Consider the following 16,432-nt stretch of genomic DNA (forward strand, 5'->3'; position numbering starts at 1 on the left):
GTCCGTCCGGCCCGTCGTCTTGTGACATATAGGGCGACGCGGCACAATGGCACCTCTCTATACGAGTCACGCCCATGCCGTTTAATTTTCCGATTTTCCTGACGTGGCTGCGAATTGTGCTGATTCCGCTCGTCGTGGGCGTCTTCTATTTGCCGGACGTGATGATGAGCCCGGACCATCGCAACCTGCTTGCAATGGTCATCTTCGTGCTCGCCGCGCTGACCGACTGGTTCGACGGTTACCTCGCGCGCAAGCTCAATCAGACGTCGGCATTCGGCGCGTTTCTCGATCCCGTTGCGGACAAGCTCATGGTCACCGCTGCGCTGCTCGTGCTCGTGCAACTGATGCGGCTGAACGCGGTGATAGCGCTCGTAATTGTGGGCCGTGAGATCACGATTTCGGCATTGCGGGAATGGATGGCGCAGATCGGGGCATCGAAGAGCGTGGCGGTGAATTCGCTCGGCAAATTCAAGACGGTCTGCCAGATGGTCGCCATCCCCATGCTGCTGTTCTACGGGCCGCTGAAGATCGCCGGCACGCCGTTCGTGATCGATACCCGTGTGTGGGGACTCTGGCTGATCTATGTTGCTGCGTTCCTCACGGTGTGGTCCATGCTCTATTACATGAAGCTCGCCTGGCCGCAGATTCGTGAGCGCGGCGGCATGTTGTGATCGGCATGCTGTGATTCAGGTTGGAGAGCGTTTAAAAGTGATGGGGTACATACAAAGCGCTTGACACTAAAGTTGGCCTTCTCCATAATCTCGTTTCTGTCGGGTGAACGCAAAAAAACGCGAAGCCTGATGAAGGTTGAAAGCAGCAAATTGGCAGAAGAAGTCAGCAAGATGCGGGAGTAGCTCAGTTGGTAGAGCGCAACCTTGCCAAGGTTGAGGTCGCGAGTTCGAGCCTCGTCTCCCGCTCCAAATTAAGAAGGTTATTGGCAATGGTAAGCCGGTGACTGGCAGTAAAAGCAGGACCATGCGGGAGTAGCTCAGCTGGTAGAGCGCAACCTTGCCAAGGTTGAGGTCGCGAGTTCGAGCCTCGTCTCCCGCTCCAAAAAAAGGGGAAGCCAAGCTTCCCTTTTTGTTTGGTGGTTGGATTTGCCAGACACAGATTGCAACATGTAGCTCCCGCTTCTGGCGCGATAGCAAAGCGGTTATGCAGCGGCCTGCAAAGCCGTTTAGGCCGGTTCGACTCCGGCTCGCGCCTCCAGAGAATCAAAGAAAAAGCCCTGACTCGTCAGGGCTTTTTCTTTGTCTGTGCGACCTGTGCAGACAGCTGGCGGATCGATCTACGCAATTCTACGCACCCAACAAACGCTGCCTTGCCAACCGCGCCGAAGCCAGATCCCACGCAGCGCATCCAACGCTTTTAAACAGCACGGGTTGATCCGGCGAACTAACCCACGTTCCTTCGATAACAGCAGCCAACGAGCCCACCGTACTCCAATCGACGTTCGCCTGAATAAGATCACCGGCTTCGTGTCTCGCACCCGCTGGATCGTCCACCAGGATCGCGCTTTGGTGCACGATCGATGCATCGATTTCAGCTGCATCCGGCGTGAACGCACCAACGCCCACGACCAGCCGCCCGGCGCGCGCGGCTTCGCGATAGACCGGCGTTTTGCTCGTAGTCAGCGCGACAACGACATCGACATCTTCGGGGATCATGTCCCCCTCAATCGGTATCAACTGCGAGCCCAATCCTGCGTGTGCCGCCGCTAACCGAGCTGCCGATTGCATCGACGATCCTTTGACGTAAAGAACCGCATCAGGGAAGAGCGCGGCGAACGCCTCGGCGTGATTGCTCGCTTGCTTGCCGGTGCCGATCAGCAAGATCGACTTCGCGCTTCGCGCAAGGCGGCTGATGCCCAATGCCGATATACCGGCAGTGCGTCGTCCTGTGACCGTCGGGCCATCGAGCGAAAAGAGCAATTCTCCGCTAGATGAGTCATACGCCGTCACCTGGCCGTGGATGGTCGGTTTGCCCAGCGCCTTGTTGCCGGGACACACGTTCACAAGTTTATGGATAGCTATATCCGCCGCGGTCGCCGGCATCGAGAGCATGACGCCGCCCGCCTGCAGCGGCACGACCAGCCGCTCCGGACTTTCTATGCCGCCCGCCGCGTATTGCACGACGGCGGCACTCAATGTATCGACGAGTTCCGTGTAGGGAAGCAGCGCCGCAGTCTGTTGTTCATCGTAGCACTGGGTCATATTCATCGCACCAGGAAACCATAGGTCAGCGGATCGCGGTCGTCGATGATCCAGTTGGCGAAGCCGCAAATGTAGGCATTGCCTTCGACTTCCGGGATGACTGCATCGAACGGTCCGAGCTTCGTTTCGCTCAGCACGCGTCCCTTGAATATTGTGCCGATCACCGACTCGTTGATCAGCGTTTCATCTTTGCCCAGCAGACCGCGAAAGTACAGTTGCGCGACCCGGCCGGCGGTGCCTGAGCCGGTCGGCGAGCGATCGACTTCACGGTCGGCGAAGACGCAGCAGTTCGCCTGCGTTGAGCCCGCGTGCCGCGGCTGATTGGCGATGATCGTGCCGTAGATGTGATTCAGTTCCGGAATCTCGGGGTGTTCCACCTTGACCGCTGCGTTGGCGGCGGCTTTTACTTCGGCGCCGAATTGAATCAATTTGTCGATGGCTGATTCGCGAATGTGCAGGTCGAAAGGCGCGCCGTCGGCGTAGAAATAGAACGCGCCTCCAAACGCGATGTCGCCGGTAACGCTGCCGAACGAAGGTGTCTCCACGGTGACGTCACGCTGCCAGACGAACGAAGGCACGTTCACGAATCGTACGTTGCCGGCATGAGTTCCATCCCATTGCACGAACGCCTCGATGAAACCACAAGGCGCATCGATCCCCACGCGTGTTTCCGGCGATGTCCGTTCGATCCAGCCCAGTTCCACCGCCGCCGTTGCGAGGCCGATCACGCCATGGCCGCAATGATCGCTGTAGCCCTCGTTGTGCACGAAGATCACGCCAAAATCGGCGCCTTCGCTGACGGGTTCCGTGAGGTAGCCGCCGTACATGTCGGCGTGGCCGCGCGGTTCGAACATCAGCGCGCGGCGAATGTGATCGGCATGCTCCTTCAGCCAGGCGCGACGCGCGACGATAGTCTTGCCCGGCATCTTCGGCAGACCGCTCGTGACGATGCGAAATGCCTCGCCTCCGGTATGCACTTCGACCGTGTTGATTGACTTCGTGATTTTCATTTCAATTGCTCATTTCGATTCCGGGTGCATCACTGGCCGTATGCGGCCGGCAAGCCGTTCTTGATGACATACACGGTTGTGGGCGCGCCCTTCAAGTCGCCTTTCGCGTCGAAGGAATAGGTTCCTGCGATGCCCTTGTAGTCCGTCTTTGCCAGTTGCGCGGTCAGCTTTGCTTTGTCCGTGGTCGTGCCGGCCTTCACCATTGCGTCGGCGAGCAGCATCATGCCGTCGTAGTAGCTGACAGCGTAGACCTGCGTGTCCGTGTGATACGTGTCTTTGTAGCGCTTGAGGAAGTCGCGTCCCGCCGCCGTCTTCTCAAGCGACGTGCCGCCTTGCGCGCAATAGACGATCGATGCATCTTCGCCCGCCACCTTGCCCATGTCGGCGGAGCAGATGCCGTCGCCGCCGAGCAGCTTCGCCCGAAGTCCGCGCTGGCGCATCTGCTTGGCCATCGGTGCGCCCTGTGCGGCGTATCCACCGAAGAAGATCACGTCAGGATTCTTGGCCTTGATGGTCGTCAGGATGCCGAGGAAATCAGTCGCGCTCGAGCTGGTGTATTCGTTAGCGACGATCTTGATGCCGTGCGCCTTTGCCACGCTTGCAAATTGTTCCGCGACGCCTTGGCCGTAAGCCGTGCGGTCATCGACGATTGCCGCGGTCTTCGCTTTCAGCGTTTTTGCAGCGAACTCGCCCATGGTGCCGCCGAGCTGCTCGTCGCTTGCGCCAATACGAAAGATATTGTTGAAACCCTGTGTGGTCAGCGCAGGGTTCGAGGCGACCGGAAGCATCGGGATACCGGCTGAATGGTAGATCTGCGACGCCGGAATGGCGACGCCCGAGTTGTAGGGTCCAAGGACGGCAACCACACCGCTATCGGCGAGCTTTTGGGCGATCTGGACACCAATCTTGGGATCGGCCTGGTCATCTTCAGAGTCCAGTTTGAACGTCACTTTTTTGCCCGCGACGACGACGCCTTTCTTGTTCAAATCGTCTACTGCGAGCCGCGCGCCGTTTTCGTTATCCTTCCCGTTGACGGCCTGTGGGCCGGTGAGCGGCGCCGAATGACCAATGGTCACGACTTCTTGCGCGTGGACGCCAGCATTGGCAAAAGCCGCCGAAGCGACCAGGAAACTTGCGACAGTTTTTTTCACTGGAGACTCTCCGGGGTCGACTATACTGGTCCTGAATGTAGACCAAAACCGGCTCTCGAAGCAATCATTCAAATTATTTTGGCTGGTTTTGGTCTTTCCCGTGACCACGTTTGGTGAGATTGAAGATGGCAGCCATTCACGCAGAGCTCGACGGCTCGTTTCGCCCACGGCAAATCTACGAACAAGTGTCCGAGCGAATCCGCGACGAGATTGCTGCGGGCCGATTCCTGCCGGACTCGCGGTTGCCATCGGAGCGGGATCTCGCAGCGTTGTTTGGTGTCGGACGCCCCGCTGTTCGCGAAGCGATCGGCGCGCTGCAGAACGAAGGGCTGGTGATTACGAAGCGCAATTCGGGGACGTTTGTCTGCGGTGACGCTGTTTATCGCTTGTCGCATCGGGCGGTGGATACCGGAACGGCCGATTTCAGTCCCAGTTCCACGCTCGATGTGCGCATGGTCCTTGAACCGGCAGTAGCTCGCCGCGCGGCTGCGCGCGCGCAACGCGATCCGCTGGCCGAGCAGTATCTCAATCAGATGGAAAACATCTATGACATCGACGACCCCGCGCAGCGCGCGCTATGGAATAGCAGCGACCGCTTGTTTCATCGGCAACTGGCGGTGATGACGGGCGACGCGTTGATGGTCAAGATCGCCGATGAAGTGGCTAGTTCAATGGACCAGCCATTGTGGAAGCGCCTGAAAAACGAGGGCATATACGACGCGGGCCGGATTCGTCTTTATGTGGCTGAACATCGGCTGATTTACGAGGCGGTGGTTCAGGGCGATGCCGATGCCGCGGCGTTCTACGTCGAACAGCATATCAAGCGTGTGGAACGGGATATCGCGCCGAAGTAGACAGTGAACACCTCACCGCCCGCGTAGCGTCTCAACGAGCGTTCTCCACGGGCTATTGGCTCTTTTACGCGCGGTCCAGCGATGATTCGGCAGCGCCACGGCAAGCCAGGGTTCGCTATGTCCGACGAAGCGTCGAACATGGAATCGAGACGGTGCCTCGAAAAGATCGAGATACGCGCGTCGATAATGCTCAACCATCGCCGCTTCCTGATAGTACGTCTCCATCCACTGCCGCGAGGCCGCGCCCAACTCCGCGCGCAACGCCCGATCCCACAGCAATTCACGCAGCGGACCTTCGGCCTCTTCCAGCCGTACATCGATCCAGGGCAGCTCTAGCGCCCCCGTCATAGCCCTCAACTGCGACTGCACGCGATTGTCCAGATGACCCAACGTGGGTTTCCCCTGCGATAACGCCTCCAGCCCGCTCAAGTGATAATTCCCGGTCACGCATTCGTCGATGGCAATCGCCGCTTGCTGCTTCGCCCGCAAACACGCGTCATGTGGTGTATCGACAATCAATTGAAGCTTGCACAAACCCTTTCGCTCGAGTTTGCGCAGCAGTTTGAGCGTCTGCGGAACGCCCTTCGTTTCCCAGCGCGTTTTCCACGCAGATGACCGGCCGCTCGGAGAAAACGTGACGACCGGCAGGCCGTCCGCATCGATCCGGCTTTCCGGACCAGGCAGGTAACGGGGATCATTCAGCGGGATCACATTGGGAACCACCCGCGCGAACGGGTAATAACGCTCGGGACCTTGCGCAATAACGAGTTGCGGCACGTCCTCATAAATAATTCGCTCGACCACCCGAGGGTCACCCTTGGCCCAGAGATCCGGGGCCGAATGGTATTGCTTGATGATTTTTTTCTCACCGAAGCGCTGATGGAAATTCGGACCGAATGTGTCGGCGAATGAGAAGAACTGATGGACGTGAATGACGTCGGCATTGGCGATGACATCGAGCGCTTGCTGCTCCTGAGTTTTCCAGTCGATATCGACAGCAAAGGTTCGGCTGCGATACGCGCTGCTATTGAAAACTATATGGCGCGCTTCTACATTGGTGAGCCGATTCAGCGCCGAAACAATGTTCCCTGGACTTCCGGCCACCGGCGTGTTGGAGATATGAACGACCTTCATTGCGCGAGACCGCGCTGGTTACAGTCGACCGTTTTTAACCGCGGATTATTCCTGTTCAAGAGATGCATGCGCCAGCGAGTGCCAATCATCCTTCTCGATAATATCGCTCCCCAGCGCGCTTTGCGCCGAGAGGTTCACCACGCGTATGCCGCGACGGCTCAATAGCGGGGCAGCATGGCGAAACGACGGTTCTATGAACGACTTAAAATCTCCGTCCAACGCGCTAGGCTGCATGTTTTCTTTGGTTTCGTAGAAGCGCGGTGTTTGCGCGGCATTCAGCAAATCGAGCCCATGCATGAAGATTCTTTTGAACCCAAGGGACGTGAGCACTTGCAAGCCCGTGTAAGCGACGGTATGGCCATCGAATATGCCGCGCCTGATATTAAAACTGAAACCCAATGCCGGCTCTTCGTCAAACAACACGAGATCTGTACTGGCATGCGTGGCAAGGAGTTCGTGTTTTAGTAATGCACGCTTGCGAGCGGGATATTGAACATCTTCAATCAGAAAGACACGGCAGCGAAACTCGGATAACGGGAAGTATTGGGCGATATACCAAAGAACCAAGGGCGTCGCAAATAACGTCAGATTTTGCCGAACCACGCGTGCCACCAGGTCAGGGCGCTTTCGGACAAACCCGGCATCGACAATGCAATAATATTCAAACCGAACCGCATGTTTATCTTGTAAAGCGATTGCGCCGTTGACTCCCATTACGTTATGGAGATCAAGCGCACCATAATCGATGTCATTGACCGATGGACCCGTTGCAATCAAATGGCAATCACCTGTTTGAGAGGCCAGCAGGTCGTCCGGATTTTCCACCAGCAAATCGTGGCCTTCAATTGACATCTGTTTCAGAAAGCCGCGTGAATCTCGCTTAATGGACACACCGTGCCACAAGCGCTCGTTATGTCGAAACGCACTGGAATGGGACCAACGATAAACAAGTTTGAAAAACGTGTTCGACAGACGTTGTGCCGGCTTGGGCCATGCATACTCATGCACTATCGACATCTCGCTAGCAGCGGATTGGGATGGCCGTATCTGGTCTACCGAAATCATAGAGCGCGTCACTCCAGAAATGCGACGGGAAAATGAAGCGCCCGACGGGGTGACGAGTAGTCTAGTTAAACGTCATCCGCTCTGCGTTACAGTCGATCCCACAACAGTTACACCTTGTTACGAGTTCTTTAAGATTTTGTTTAAGTTGATTTGGGCGTGGTGGTCCTCATTTACTTGGCTGAAGCGGATTGAGGGAAGGTGGCGCGGCAAGATCACGATGCATTAATAAAAACGTAATAATTATGTTGGTAAGGATTGAAGGTCGTCGGGCCATGCTATTGGGTATTGAAACCGCCGCATGCGCTTTCGCAAACCAGGAGTTTCTTCCTGCGCACGGCATCAGCGCGCCAACGCGCCGCTCACCTCGCACGGCATAATCACAGATTCAGACCTGCCGGCATCTTCACTTTCACGATGCTCATCGCAGGAGAATTCCACCGAAAAAAATCCCATGACTGAGCCGCTTACCGAGCCACTTATCGACCCAATTCACGACTTCGAATGGCGCTGGAAATCCTTCGGCGACCTGAGCGCACTCGACGTTTACACCATGCTGGCTGCGCGCAGCGAGGTGTTCGTGGTGGAGCAGAGTTGCGTGTACGGCGATGTCGACGGACAGGACACCGATGCCTGGCATTTGCTTGTTTATGGGCATTCGGCGGATGGCCGGCCGGCCCTTGCCGGTTATTTGCGAGTCCTGCTTCCGAACACGGCAGACGGCGCGAAAGGAGCAGAAGGAACGGAAGAGTCGGATATCCGCATTGGCCGCGTGCTGACGACAGCCGGCTTTCGCGGTATCGGATTAGGCCAGGCGATGCTCGAACGCACGCTGGGATTTATCCGCGAACAATGGCCCGGCCAGCCGATACGCCTGCACGCTCAAGCGCGGCTAGAACGCTTTTATGCGGGCTTTGGCTTCGAGCCGATCTCCGAGGTTCACATCGAAGACGACATTCCGCACATCTGGATGCGCCGCTTATAGATGCACCGTGAAGGACTCAGGAATTGGCAGAGTCGATCACGCGGCGTAGATCGTGCGTGATCGTATCGATAGAGTCGCTCTCGGTGGCGAGGAGGCGCGCGTGGCCGTGGGTATCGAAGATATACACGGCTGAACTATGCGTGACGTCGTACGCACCGGAAGGGTCGCGCTGTTCCATCTGGTACGCCACGCGGTAGCGCTTGGCAATGCTCTCAATCGCGGCGTCCGTGCCGGTCAGGCCAACCGCGTGCTGAGCGTCGAACGCGCGCACGTAGTCATGGAGCGCGGCGGCGGTATCGCGGGCGGGATCGACGGTGATGAACACGATGCGCGCGTTTTTCGCGTCGGGCCCAAGTTGCTGCATGACTTGAATCAGCCGGGCCATGGTCTCCGGACACACGTCCGGGCAATGCGTGTAGCCGAAGTAGACCAGCGTGGTCTGGCCCAGGAACGACTGGCCGGTGACGGGCTTGCCGGTATCGTCAGTAAGCTTGAAGTCGAGGTCGGGCAGATGGCCGCTGACATCGGTCAGTTTCCAGGGCGTGGTATCCGGGCGGGAACACGCAGCAAGCCCCGCGCTCAGGATCAAGGCGGTGGTTAGCGCGGTGAGTACGGAGGCGAACCCGCGCTTGGATCGAAAACTGAACCAGGAAGACATTTTGCAACTCGGACGAGGGTAGGTGCATCAAGGCAGCAACGCGGACGCGTGACAAAAAACTGTCTGCGAAGCCATCCGGGTGCCGACTCTATCTCAGAATAGAACCTTACGCCGGGCGCGCGGCCGCGCCGTTACGTGGCCGAGTCGTTATGCCGCACGCCTCTAAAATAGGGGCGAAAGGGCGTCGAAGCAGGTTCGAAAGCTGCGTGAGGTGATGAGCGGACATAGCATCGGCTGCTGGCTTGCCGCATGAGCGCGCGACGACGAGTCGAGCGCCGCTTTCCCAGACGGGGTTACAAAGCGCGGTAACATGCGCACACTTTTCCGGTCTTTCTCCGGCTGAAAGGCAGATATAGATGCAAAAGCTCCCAGACAATTTTCCGCTTGCCACTACCGCTTTTTTCTTCGATTTCGACGGCACGCTCGTCGAACTTGCCCCAACGCCGGACGGCGTCACCGTGCAGCCGGCCGTGCCGGCCATCCTGAGCGCCTTGCGCCGCGCGACCAACGGCGCGGTAGCAATTGTGTCGGGACGCGGGATTGACAGCATCGACTCGTTTCTTTCGATGCCCGACCTGCCCGTGGCGGGTTTGCATGGCGCTGAGCGGCGCGATTCGAACGGCGATGTCCTGCGCGTCGGTTTCAACGACGAGCGCCTGCTGCGCATGGAACACGTGCTCGAAGGCACGGTGACGGCAAATCCCGGCATGCTGCTCGAAATCAAGGGCGCGGCGCTCGCGTTGCATTACCGCAATGCGCCGGAGCGCGGCCCGGCGGCGCGCGAGGCGACCGAGAAACTCGTCGCCCAATACGCCGATGCCTACGTACTGCAGCCCGGCAAGATGGTCTATGAAATCAAGCCAAAGGACGTCGATAAAGGCCGTGCAGTGCGAGCCTTCCTCAATGAACCGCCGTTCGCAGGCCGTCTGCCGGTGTTTATCGGTGACGATCTGACGGACGAGAAAGGCTTCGCCGTGGTGAACGAGCGCAACGGCGTTTCGATCAAGGTCGGCGCCGGCGACACGCTCGCGCATTCACGTGTCGAATCGGTTAGCGCGCTGCTCGAATGGCTGGAGCGTATAGCGGGAATTGAAGGTGTCGATGGTTCTAAAGGGACGCGTTCGTGAGCAGGCTGATCATTGTTTCGAACCGGGTCGCGCCAATCTCCGAAGGCGGCCCGGCGGCGGGCGGTCTCGCGGTCGGTGTCTACGACGCGCTCAAGGAAACCGGCGGCATGTGGTTCGGCTGGAGCGGCGATGTGGTCGCCGAGCCGCCCCAAAGCATCACGCTGGAAGAGCGTGGACGCGTGACGTTTGCGACCATCGGCCTGGCGCAACGCGACTATGACCAGTATTACCGCGGCTTTTCGAACGCCACGTTGTGGCCGGCGTTTCACTATCGGCCGGACCTGATCCAGTTCGACCGCGATGAATTCGATGGTTATTGCCGCGTGAATCGCTGGCTCGCCAAACAACTGGCGCCGCTGCTGAAACCCGACGACGTCATCTGGGTCCACGACTATCACCTGATCCCGTTCGCCCAGGCGTTGCGCGATGAGGGCGTGACGAATCGCATCGGCTTTTTCCTGCACATTCCGTTTCCGGCCGCGCAGGTTCTGCTCAGCGTGCCGCGCCATCGCGTGCTGGTCGAGGCGCTTTGTTCCTTCGACTTGCTCGGTTTCCAGACAGCGCCCGATCTGCGCGCGTTTTGCGATTACATCGAGACGGAAGCGAATGGCTCGGTCGTACGCATTGCCGGCGAGCCGAACGCGGTGAGCGCGTTTGGCAAGAATTTGCGGGCGGCGGCTTATCCGATCGGCGTGTATCCCGATGAAATTGCCTCGCTTGCCAAAGACGGCGAAAGCGGGCGCGAAGTGCAGACCGTCAAGACGACGCTGCGGGACCGCAAGCTGATCATGAGCGTCGATCGGCTCGATTATTCGAAGGGCTTGGTCGAGCGTTTTCGCGCGTTTGAAAAACTGCTGGAACACCAGCCGGCGCAGCGCAACAACGTCTCGTTCGTGCAGATCGCGCCGCCCACGCGCGCCGATATGGACACGTACAAGGACATCCGGCTGCAGCTCGAAGGGGAATCAGGGCGCATCAACGGACGCTACGCGGAGCTCGACTGGACGCCGATCCGTTATATCCATCGGCAATATGAGCGGCCGGTGCTTGCCGCGTTGTTTCGCGCGTCGCATGTGGGCTTCGTCACGCCGTTGCGCGATGGCATGAATCTCGTCGCGAAGGAGTACGTGGCGGCGCAAGATCCCGACGATCCCGGCGTGCTCGTCCTGTCGCAATTCGCGGGCGCGGCGCAGGAATTGAATGGTTCGCTGATCGTGAATCCGCTCGATATCGACGGCATGGCGGACGCGTTGGCCACGGCCCTCGCAATGCCGTTAAACGAGCGGCAGGCCCGTTACACGGACATGTTCGCGCAACTCCGCGAGAACAACGTCTCGGTATGGCGCGACAACTTCATGCGCGATCTGCAGGCGTAGAAATTTGCAGGCGTAAAAAAGCCGCTTCGGTCTGATGAAACGAAGCGGCTTTTTTTCGTTCGAGTCACGATAAAGCTAACTCAGGTCGATTCAGCCTTCGCCGCCAATTGTTGCGAGGGCATGGTCGTCGGCGGCAACTTGCCGTGCTGCTTGGACAGCAGTTCCCGATACAACCCCGGCCGGTTACGCAACTGATCCGGCGAACCGTCGTCGATCACCTTGCCGGCGCTCATCACGATAATCCGGTCGAAGCCCTGCAGCGTGGACAATCGGTGCGCAATCGCGATCACCGTACGGCCTACCATCAGCCGGTCGAGTGCTTGCTGAATGGCTTCTTCCGACGAACTATCGAGCGCCGACGTAGCTTCGTCGAGCAGCAGGATAGGCGCGTTCTTCAGGATCGCGCGCGCAATGGCAATGCGCTGACGTTGTCCACCCGATAACTTCACGCCACGATCGCCCACGATGGTGTCGAACCCTTCCGGCATTGCATCGATGAAATCCGAGCAGCGCGCCTCACGCGCGGCGGCGAGCACTTCTTCACGCGATGCGTCCGGCCGGCCGTACGCGATGTTCTCGTACACGGTCCGGTGAAACAGCGAAATGTCCTGTGGCACGAGCGCAATCGATAACCGCAGGCTGTCCTGCGTGATCAGCGAGATATCCTGCCCGTCGACCTTGATCGAGCCGCCCTGCGGTTCGTAGAAGCGTTGCAACAACGCGAGCACCGTCGATTTCCCGGCGCCCGACTTGCCGATCAGGCCAACACGCTGACCCGGCTCGATGTGCAGGTTGAATTTATCGAGGATCGGACGGCGGCGCGGATACGCGAACGTGACTTCCTCGAAGTCCACGCGGCCGCCTTGCGGCACGAGTTCAGTTGCGTCGGACCGGTCGGGCATGCCGTGCGGCTCAAGCAGCGTTTGCACGGCTTCCGCCAGACGGGCGACGTGCTGGGTGACATCCACGAGGGCAACGGCCAGATCGCGCGTGCCGTGCAGAATCGTGAAACCAAGCGAACTGACCAGCACGATATCGCCTGACGTTGCTCGCCCCTTCGACCACAGCCATAACGCCCAGCCAAGCAGTCCCGCCGAAAGAATCGCGGTCACGACAGCGTGGAACAGCCGCAGTTTTTCCAGATACAGCAAGCTTTGCTGACGCGCGACCATTTCGGCTTTAACCGTTGAGCCGAAGCGCTTTTGCTCGCGAAAGGTCATACCAAACGCACGCACGAGCGCCATGTTGCCGATCACGTCGACCAGCTCGCCATCCACCGATGCCGCTTTCGTGGCGAACGTGTGATGCCGTGCCGAGCCGCGTCCGGCGAGCCGGTAAAGCACCAGTGCGAGAATGGCCGAGGCGAGCATCAGGCAGCCGGCCATCAGCGGATTCACGGCCACGATCATCACAATCGCGCCGATCACCGCGATGCACGGCGGCAACACGTTCCACGCCATGGTGTTTTCGGCGGTGTAGATCGCATTCGATGTCGCCGTGATCCGGCTCGCGAGCATGCCGGGCTGTTTCTCCGAGAAGTACGTCGGAGAATGGCCGCTGAGGTAGGAAAACAAGTCGCGCCGCAAGTCGCCCGTCACCACGACGAACGCGTGCGCGCCGACCCAGCCGCCGACTCGCCACAGCATGTTGTCGGCGGCAATCAGGCCGACCAGGATCATGAAGGCGGCCCAAAGCGGACCGGGATGGCCGCGCCCTTGGCCGAGCACATCGATCAGATGTTTGATCGCGTACTGCGAGGCGAGCGCGCAGCCGACAGCGGATAGCACACTGACCAGCACGATGGTGTGTGCGACCGGGTGCCGGCGGATGTAACGGAACAGGAAGGCCAACGGGCGATTTGCATAGCTCGCGAGCTTCGCGTTGTGTACGTTACGCTGAGAGACAGTGAGTTGGTCCAATGGTCGTTTTCGTTCGAGTAGAGCGGTTGAGCGCGGTGCTTCGCCGTGAGTCGCCAAGCGCCGCGCTTCTGGCCAGCGAGGCAATGATGTGCCAATGGCGTGCAGCACCGATTGCTGAATTGTAGCGAGTGTAGCGAGCCAAATCGTCTCGCATAATGCTTTCCGTGCCGCATATTCATCAGTCGACGCTGATTTTTAGCAAAAGTGCGTTGTCTGCGCACCGTCTCAATTGGGCAATCGATGCCTGCTGGTGACGCGTCGTGCACCTTTCACTGTCCGCCCGGTGCTAGTCGCGGTACGTCGACATGAACTGGCTTTAACTTGAAACTTCGCCCTTGGCAGGGTGAAAGCACGTCGCGGTCCCGCTATCTGCAGAGCGGCGCTTAATGGCAAATCCGGCAGCGGCCAATCAATGTCAGATACGTTCTGGCAGGTTCTGGCGCACGCGGATTTGAAGAATTTCGCAGCGCCCTCACATTAGGAGCGTGGCTGCGATCGATTTGGGCCATGAATGCGTCCATGTGGTCAGCGTAGAACAGCCTTGATAAACAAGGGCTTGCAAAGTGTATCGACGATGTAACAACTTAAATAAGTTGAAATGTAAGATTGGAAACCTTGTAAAAAACGGGATACTGCACCCCGGGTTTCCCCTTAGGAGTTTTGACAGGTAGTTGTAGGTTCCGGTCAACGGCTCTGCAGGTTGCGCGTTTATGGCTGGGTGCGTTGCATTTACGAGATGGAATCGATCTTGCTCTACCTGATCACGCTCTGAATCTGACGCCCGGTACCCGAAGTAGCAGCAACGCAGCAGCAACACCCAAGCAACAGCGAAGCATCGCGATTTTTCTCGTGCTATCGGCCATTCCGCTGGAGACACCAGCATCGTGCCGAGTCCGGGTGGGGCGATTCGCTTGATTAACGACCGATGCCAAGCGCATCAATTTTTGCCTGACATTATTAGGAGTTTCCGACATGCGAATCGCTCAAATCGCGCCTCTTCACGAAGCCGTCCCCCCGAAGTTCTACGGCGGCACGGAGCGCGTGGTGTCCTATCTGACAGAAGCGCTGGTTGAGGCCGGCCATGACGTCACATTGTTCGCGAGCGGTGATTCGCAAACGTCGGCGAAGCTCGAAGCCTTCTGGCCGCAGGCGCTGCGCCTCGACCCGACCATTCGCGACACGATGGCGCCCCACATGCTGTTGCTGGAAGAAGTCCGCCGCCGCGCTGACGAATTCGACGTACTGCACTTTCACATCGACTATTACCCGTTCTCGCTGTTCTCGCGTCAGCCGGTGCCGTTCCTGACGACGATGCACGGCCGTCTCGACTTGCCGGAATTGCAGCCGATCTTCAGCACGTTTAATGACGCGCCGGTTGTTTCAATCTCCGACAACCAGCGTCAGCCGTTGCCGCAAGCCAACTGGCTCTCGACCGTTTACCACGGCCTGCCGGAAAACCTGCTCACGCCGATCCCGAATGTTGAACCGGGCTACCTCGCGTTCCTCGGCCGCATTTCGCCGGAAAAGCGCGTCGACCGGGCTATCCGCATTGCTGGCGCGGCGGGCATGAAGATCAAGATCGCTGCAAAAATCGATAACGCGGATCGTGCGTATTACGAAGAGCAGATCAAGCCGTTGTTCGCGCTGCCGCATGTGGAATACATCGGCGAGATCAACGAGCAGCAGAAGACCGAGTTCCTCGGTAACGCGCACGCGCTGCTATTCCCGATCGACTGGCCGGAGCCGTTTGGCCTGGTGATGATCGAAGCCATGGCCTGCGGCACGCCGGTGATCGCGTTCAATCGCGGTTCGGTGCCGGAAGTGATCGAAAACGGCGTGTCGGGTTTTGTCGTGGAAGACGAACTGAGCGCGATTGCCGCCGTGAAGCGCCTCGACATGCTGCCGCGCGCCAAGGTGCGTCAGGCATTCGAAACGCGTTTTTCGTCGAAGGTCATGGCCGCGCGTTACGTCCAGACGTATGAAGAACTGCTGCGCGCCAAGCGTCGTACCGTTCTTCGCGAAGTTAACGCGGGCTGATTTTTAGGTTCTAGAGAGAATGGCACTTACTTAAGCCCGAGGAGCGTGCCCATATTTTCGGGCGCGCTCGCGAGCGATGTGACGAGGCTCTTTCAGCCATGGATAAGACTTCGGTCTACGTTTACGCATTCGTGGTTCGATGCGACCGGGGCGATTCCCAACACGGGACTGTGCGATCAGGCTGAACAGGAGACTCTGGTCGTGCGTTGCCGTCAGCCCTCTGGCCAGCCATTCAGTCCATAGCTGCACGGTGTGCTTGAAGCTCAGTGCTCTCGGGTCCGTGGCGTAGTGGCTGGCGGCTTGGGCCATCAGCAGCCGGATTACGTTGTAGGCCAGCAGATGGACCCAGATCTCCTTCTCGTTCATGTGGGCCGTTTGGCAATGCAGCACATCCATGCCCATCGTTGTCTTGATGTTACGTAGATCCAGTTCCACGTTCCAGCGCCTGGCATACAACTGCGAGAGGTCCTGTTTGCGGGTCTTGCGTGCATCAAGCATCGTGGTGACCAGCACCTGGTGATGCAGCCTGGACTCGCGCATTGTCAGTTCATCGGGGAAGGCCTGGTACTGCTCACGCGTCATCCAGGCGGGACACTGCTGGGGTTTGGGCCACGTCACAAGGTGATCGCGCGTGCCCAGCGACTTGCCGCGCCGAAAGTCGGTGTGGCGCGCCCCATGCTGTTCCATCACGACATCCACCCCGGCGGCGATCATTGAGGCCATCAGAAAGTAGTGGCAGTACAAGGCGTCAGCAACGATCACGTCACCGCGACGAAACGAGCTTTGCAGCATGCGAAACGCCGCCAGCTCCCCGCTGCCTTTGCCCGCATAAGTTCCGAGCGCCGCCTCCAGCACTGCGCCGCTTGCCAGACAGATCACCGCAACCAGATAGGCTAACGGAAATCC

14 protein-coding genes and 3 tRNA genes are annotated in these 16,432 nt (G+C 58.8%); 9 read left to right on the plus strand and 8 right to left on the minus strand.

The genetic code is table 11. The annotated features are described in order from the left end of the window. Positions 1-74 precede the first annotated feature (74 nt). From pgsA to ACMX25_RS07810, 4 genes are all read left to right on the plus strand, one after another. On the plus strand, positions 75-671 hold the full coding sequence (gene pgsA / locus ACMX25_RS07795) for a CDP-diacylglycerol--glycerol-3-phosphate 3-phosphatidyltransferase (RefSeq protein ID WP_414949031.1): 597 nt from the start codon (positions 75-77) through the stop codon (positions 669-671). 173 nt (positions 672-844) lie between these two features. After that, positions 845-920, plus strand: a tRNA-Gly gene (locus ACMX25_RS07800). Between the two features lie 57 nt (positions 921-977). Beyond that, positions 978-1,053: transfer RNA gene (locus tag ACMX25_RS07805), tRNA-Gly, on the plus strand. An 82-nt stretch (positions 1,054-1,135) separates the two neighbouring features. After that, positions 1,136-1,209, plus strand: a tRNA-Cys gene (locus ACMX25_RS07810). Positions 1,210-1,298: 89 nt separating this feature from the next. Here ACMX25_RS07810 and lhpI read toward each other — a convergent pair. From lhpI to ACMX25_RS07825, 3 genes are read right to left on the minus strand one after another with little or no spacing between them, the layout of a single operon-like run. After that, positions 1,299-2,213: a bifunctional Delta(1)-pyrroline-2-carboxylate/Delta(1)-piperideine-2-carboxylate reductase gene (gene lhpI / locus ACMX25_RS07815; RefSeq protein ID WP_414949032.1), complete on the minus strand. Its 915-nt coding sequence runs from the start codon at positions 2,211-2,213 to the stop codon at positions 1,299-1,301. 2 nt (positions 2,214-2,215) lie between these two features. Beyond that, positions 2,216-3,223, minus strand: a complete 1,008-nt coding sequence (lhpH, locus tag ACMX25_RS07820; protein WP_414949034.1) for a trans-3-hydroxy-L-proline dehydratase — start codon at positions 3,221-3,223, stop codon at positions 2,216-2,218. A 29-nt stretch (positions 3,224-3,252) separates the two neighbouring features. After that, a complete protein-coding gene (locus ACMX25_RS07825) occupies positions 3,253-4,350 on the minus strand; it encodes a branched-chain amino acid ABC transporter substrate-binding protein (protein ID WP_414949076.1) in 1,098 nt (365 codons plus the stop codon). Between the two features lie 149 nt (positions 4,351-4,499). Between ACMX25_RS07825 and ACMX25_RS07830 the strand changes: the two genes are divergently transcribed. Further along, positions 4,500-5,228, plus strand: coding sequence for a FadR/GntR family transcriptional regulator (locus tag ACMX25_RS07830; RefSeq protein ID WP_414949035.1), 729 nt, complete (start codon positions 4,500-4,502; stop codon positions 5,226-5,228). A 12-nt stretch (positions 5,229-5,240) separates the two neighbouring features. Here ACMX25_RS07830 and ACMX25_RS07835 read toward each other — a convergent pair whose 3' ends face one another. Then, a complete protein-coding gene (locus ACMX25_RS07835; RefSeq protein ID WP_414949037.1) occupies positions 5,241-6,362 on the minus strand; it encodes a glycosyltransferase family protein in 1,122 nt (373 codons plus the stop codon). A gap of 45 nt (positions 6,363-6,407) precedes the next feature. Beyond that, the gene (locus ACMX25_RS07840; RefSeq protein WP_414949038.1) at positions 6,408-7,214 is read right to left on the minus strand and encodes a hypothetical protein; all 807 of its coding nucleotides are present in this window, start codon (positions 7,212-7,214) and stop codon (positions 6,408-6,410) included. Between the two features lie 664 nt (positions 7,215-7,878). Between ACMX25_RS07840 and ACMX25_RS07845 the strand changes: the two genes are divergently transcribed. After that, positions 7,879-8,409: a GNAT family N-acetyltransferase gene (locus tag ACMX25_RS07845; RefSeq protein ID WP_414949039.1), complete on the plus strand. Its 531-nt coding sequence runs from the start codon at positions 7,879-7,881 to the stop codon at positions 8,407-8,409. A gap of 16 nt (positions 8,410-8,425) precedes the next feature. On the opposite strand, the gene ACMX25_RS07850 is transcribed toward ACMX25_RS07845, so the two are convergent. Further along, on the minus strand, positions 8,426-9,067 hold the full coding sequence (locus ACMX25_RS07850) for an SCO family protein (protein ID WP_414949040.1): 642 nt from the start codon (positions 9,065-9,067) through the stop codon (positions 8,426-8,428). A 356-nt stretch (positions 9,068-9,423) separates the two neighbouring features. On the opposite strand from ACMX25_RS07850, the gene otsB reads away from it, so the two are divergent. Both otsB and otsA read left to right on the plus strand, forming a co-directional pair. After that, the gene (gene otsB, locus ACMX25_RS07855; protein WP_414949041.1) at positions 9,424-10,194 is read left to right on the plus strand and encodes a trehalose-phosphatase; all 771 of its coding nucleotides are present in this window, start codon (positions 9,424-9,426) and stop codon (positions 10,192-10,194) included. After that, positions 10,191-11,570, plus strand: a complete 1,380-nt coding sequence (gene otsA, locus ACMX25_RS07860) for an alpha,alpha-trehalose-phosphate synthase (UDP-forming) (protein WP_414949043.1) — start codon at positions 10,191-10,193, stop codon at positions 11,568-11,570. Before otsB ends, otsA begins: the two co-directional genes overlap by 4 nt. A gap of 80 nt (positions 11,571-11,650) precedes the next feature. On the opposite strand, the gene ACMX25_RS07865 is transcribed toward otsA, so the two are convergent. Beyond that, positions 11,651-13,489, minus strand: a complete 1,839-nt coding sequence (locus tag ACMX25_RS07865) for an ABC transporter ATP-binding protein (protein ID WP_414949044.1) — start codon at positions 13,487-13,489, stop codon at positions 11,651-11,653. Positions 13,490-14,461: 972 nt separating this feature from the next. Between ACMX25_RS07865 and ACMX25_RS07870 the strand changes: the two genes are divergently transcribed. After that, complete coding sequence (locus ACMX25_RS07870; protein ID WP_414949046.1) at positions 14,462-15,526, plus strand: glycosyltransferase family 4 protein; 1,065 nt, start codon at positions 14,462-14,464, stop codon at positions 15,524-15,526. Between the two features lie 30 nt (positions 15,527-15,556). On the opposite strand, the gene ACMX25_RS07875 is transcribed toward ACMX25_RS07870, so the two are convergent. Continuing rightward, positions 15,557-16,432 (minus strand): IS4 family transposase (locus ACMX25_RS07875; RefSeq protein WP_414949048.1); only part of this gene is annotated, 876 nt, incomplete at its 5' end.

It is taken from the genome of Caballeronia eucalypticola, from assembly GCF_047608185.1.
Classification (GTDB): domain Bacteria; phylum Pseudomonadota; class Gammaproteobacteria; order Burkholderiales; family Burkholderiaceae; genus Caballeronia.

Excerpts from the sequence above, each read along its gene's own strand:
- ACMX25_RS07840 (WP_414949038.1), bottom strand. The coding sequence starts at position 7,214 with ATGTCAATTGAAGGCCACGATTTGCTGGTGGAAAATCCGGACGACCTG.
- lhpH (WP_414949034.1), bottom strand. The coding sequence starts at position 3,223 with ATGAAAATCACGAAGTCAATCAACACGGTCGAAGTGCATACCGGAGGC.
- lhpI (WP_414949032.1), bottom strand. The coding sequence starts at position 2,213 with ATGACCCAGTGCTACGATGAACAACAGACTGCGGCGCTGCTTCCCTAC.
- ACMX25_RS07830 (WP_414949035.1), top strand. The coding sequence starts at position 4,500 with ATGGCAGCCATTCACGCAGAGCTCGACGGCTCGTTTCGCCCACGGCAA.
- ACMX25_RS07835 (WP_414949037.1), bottom strand. The coding sequence starts at position 6,362 with ATGAAGGTCGTTCATATCTCCAACACGCCGGTGGCCGGAAGTCCAGGG.
- otsB (WP_414949041.1), top strand. The coding sequence starts at position 9,424 with ATGCAAAAGCTCCCAGACAATTTTCCGCTTGCCACTACCGCTTTTTTC.
- ACMX25_RS07870 (WP_414949046.1), top strand. The coding sequence starts at position 14,462 with ATGCGAATCGCTCAAATCGCGCCTCTTCACGAAGCCGTCCCCCCGAAG.
- ACMX25_RS07850 (WP_414949040.1), bottom strand. The coding sequence starts at position 9,067 with ATGTCTTCCTGGTTCAGTTTTCGATCCAAGCGCGGGTTCGCCTCCGTA.
- ACMX25_RS07845 (WP_414949039.1), top strand. The coding sequence starts at position 7,879 with ATGACTGAGCCGCTTACCGAGCCACTTATCGACCCAATTCACGACTTC.
- pgsA (WP_414949031.1), top strand. The coding sequence starts at position 75 with ATGCCGTTTAATTTTCCGATTTTCCTGACGTGGCTGCGAATTGTGCTG.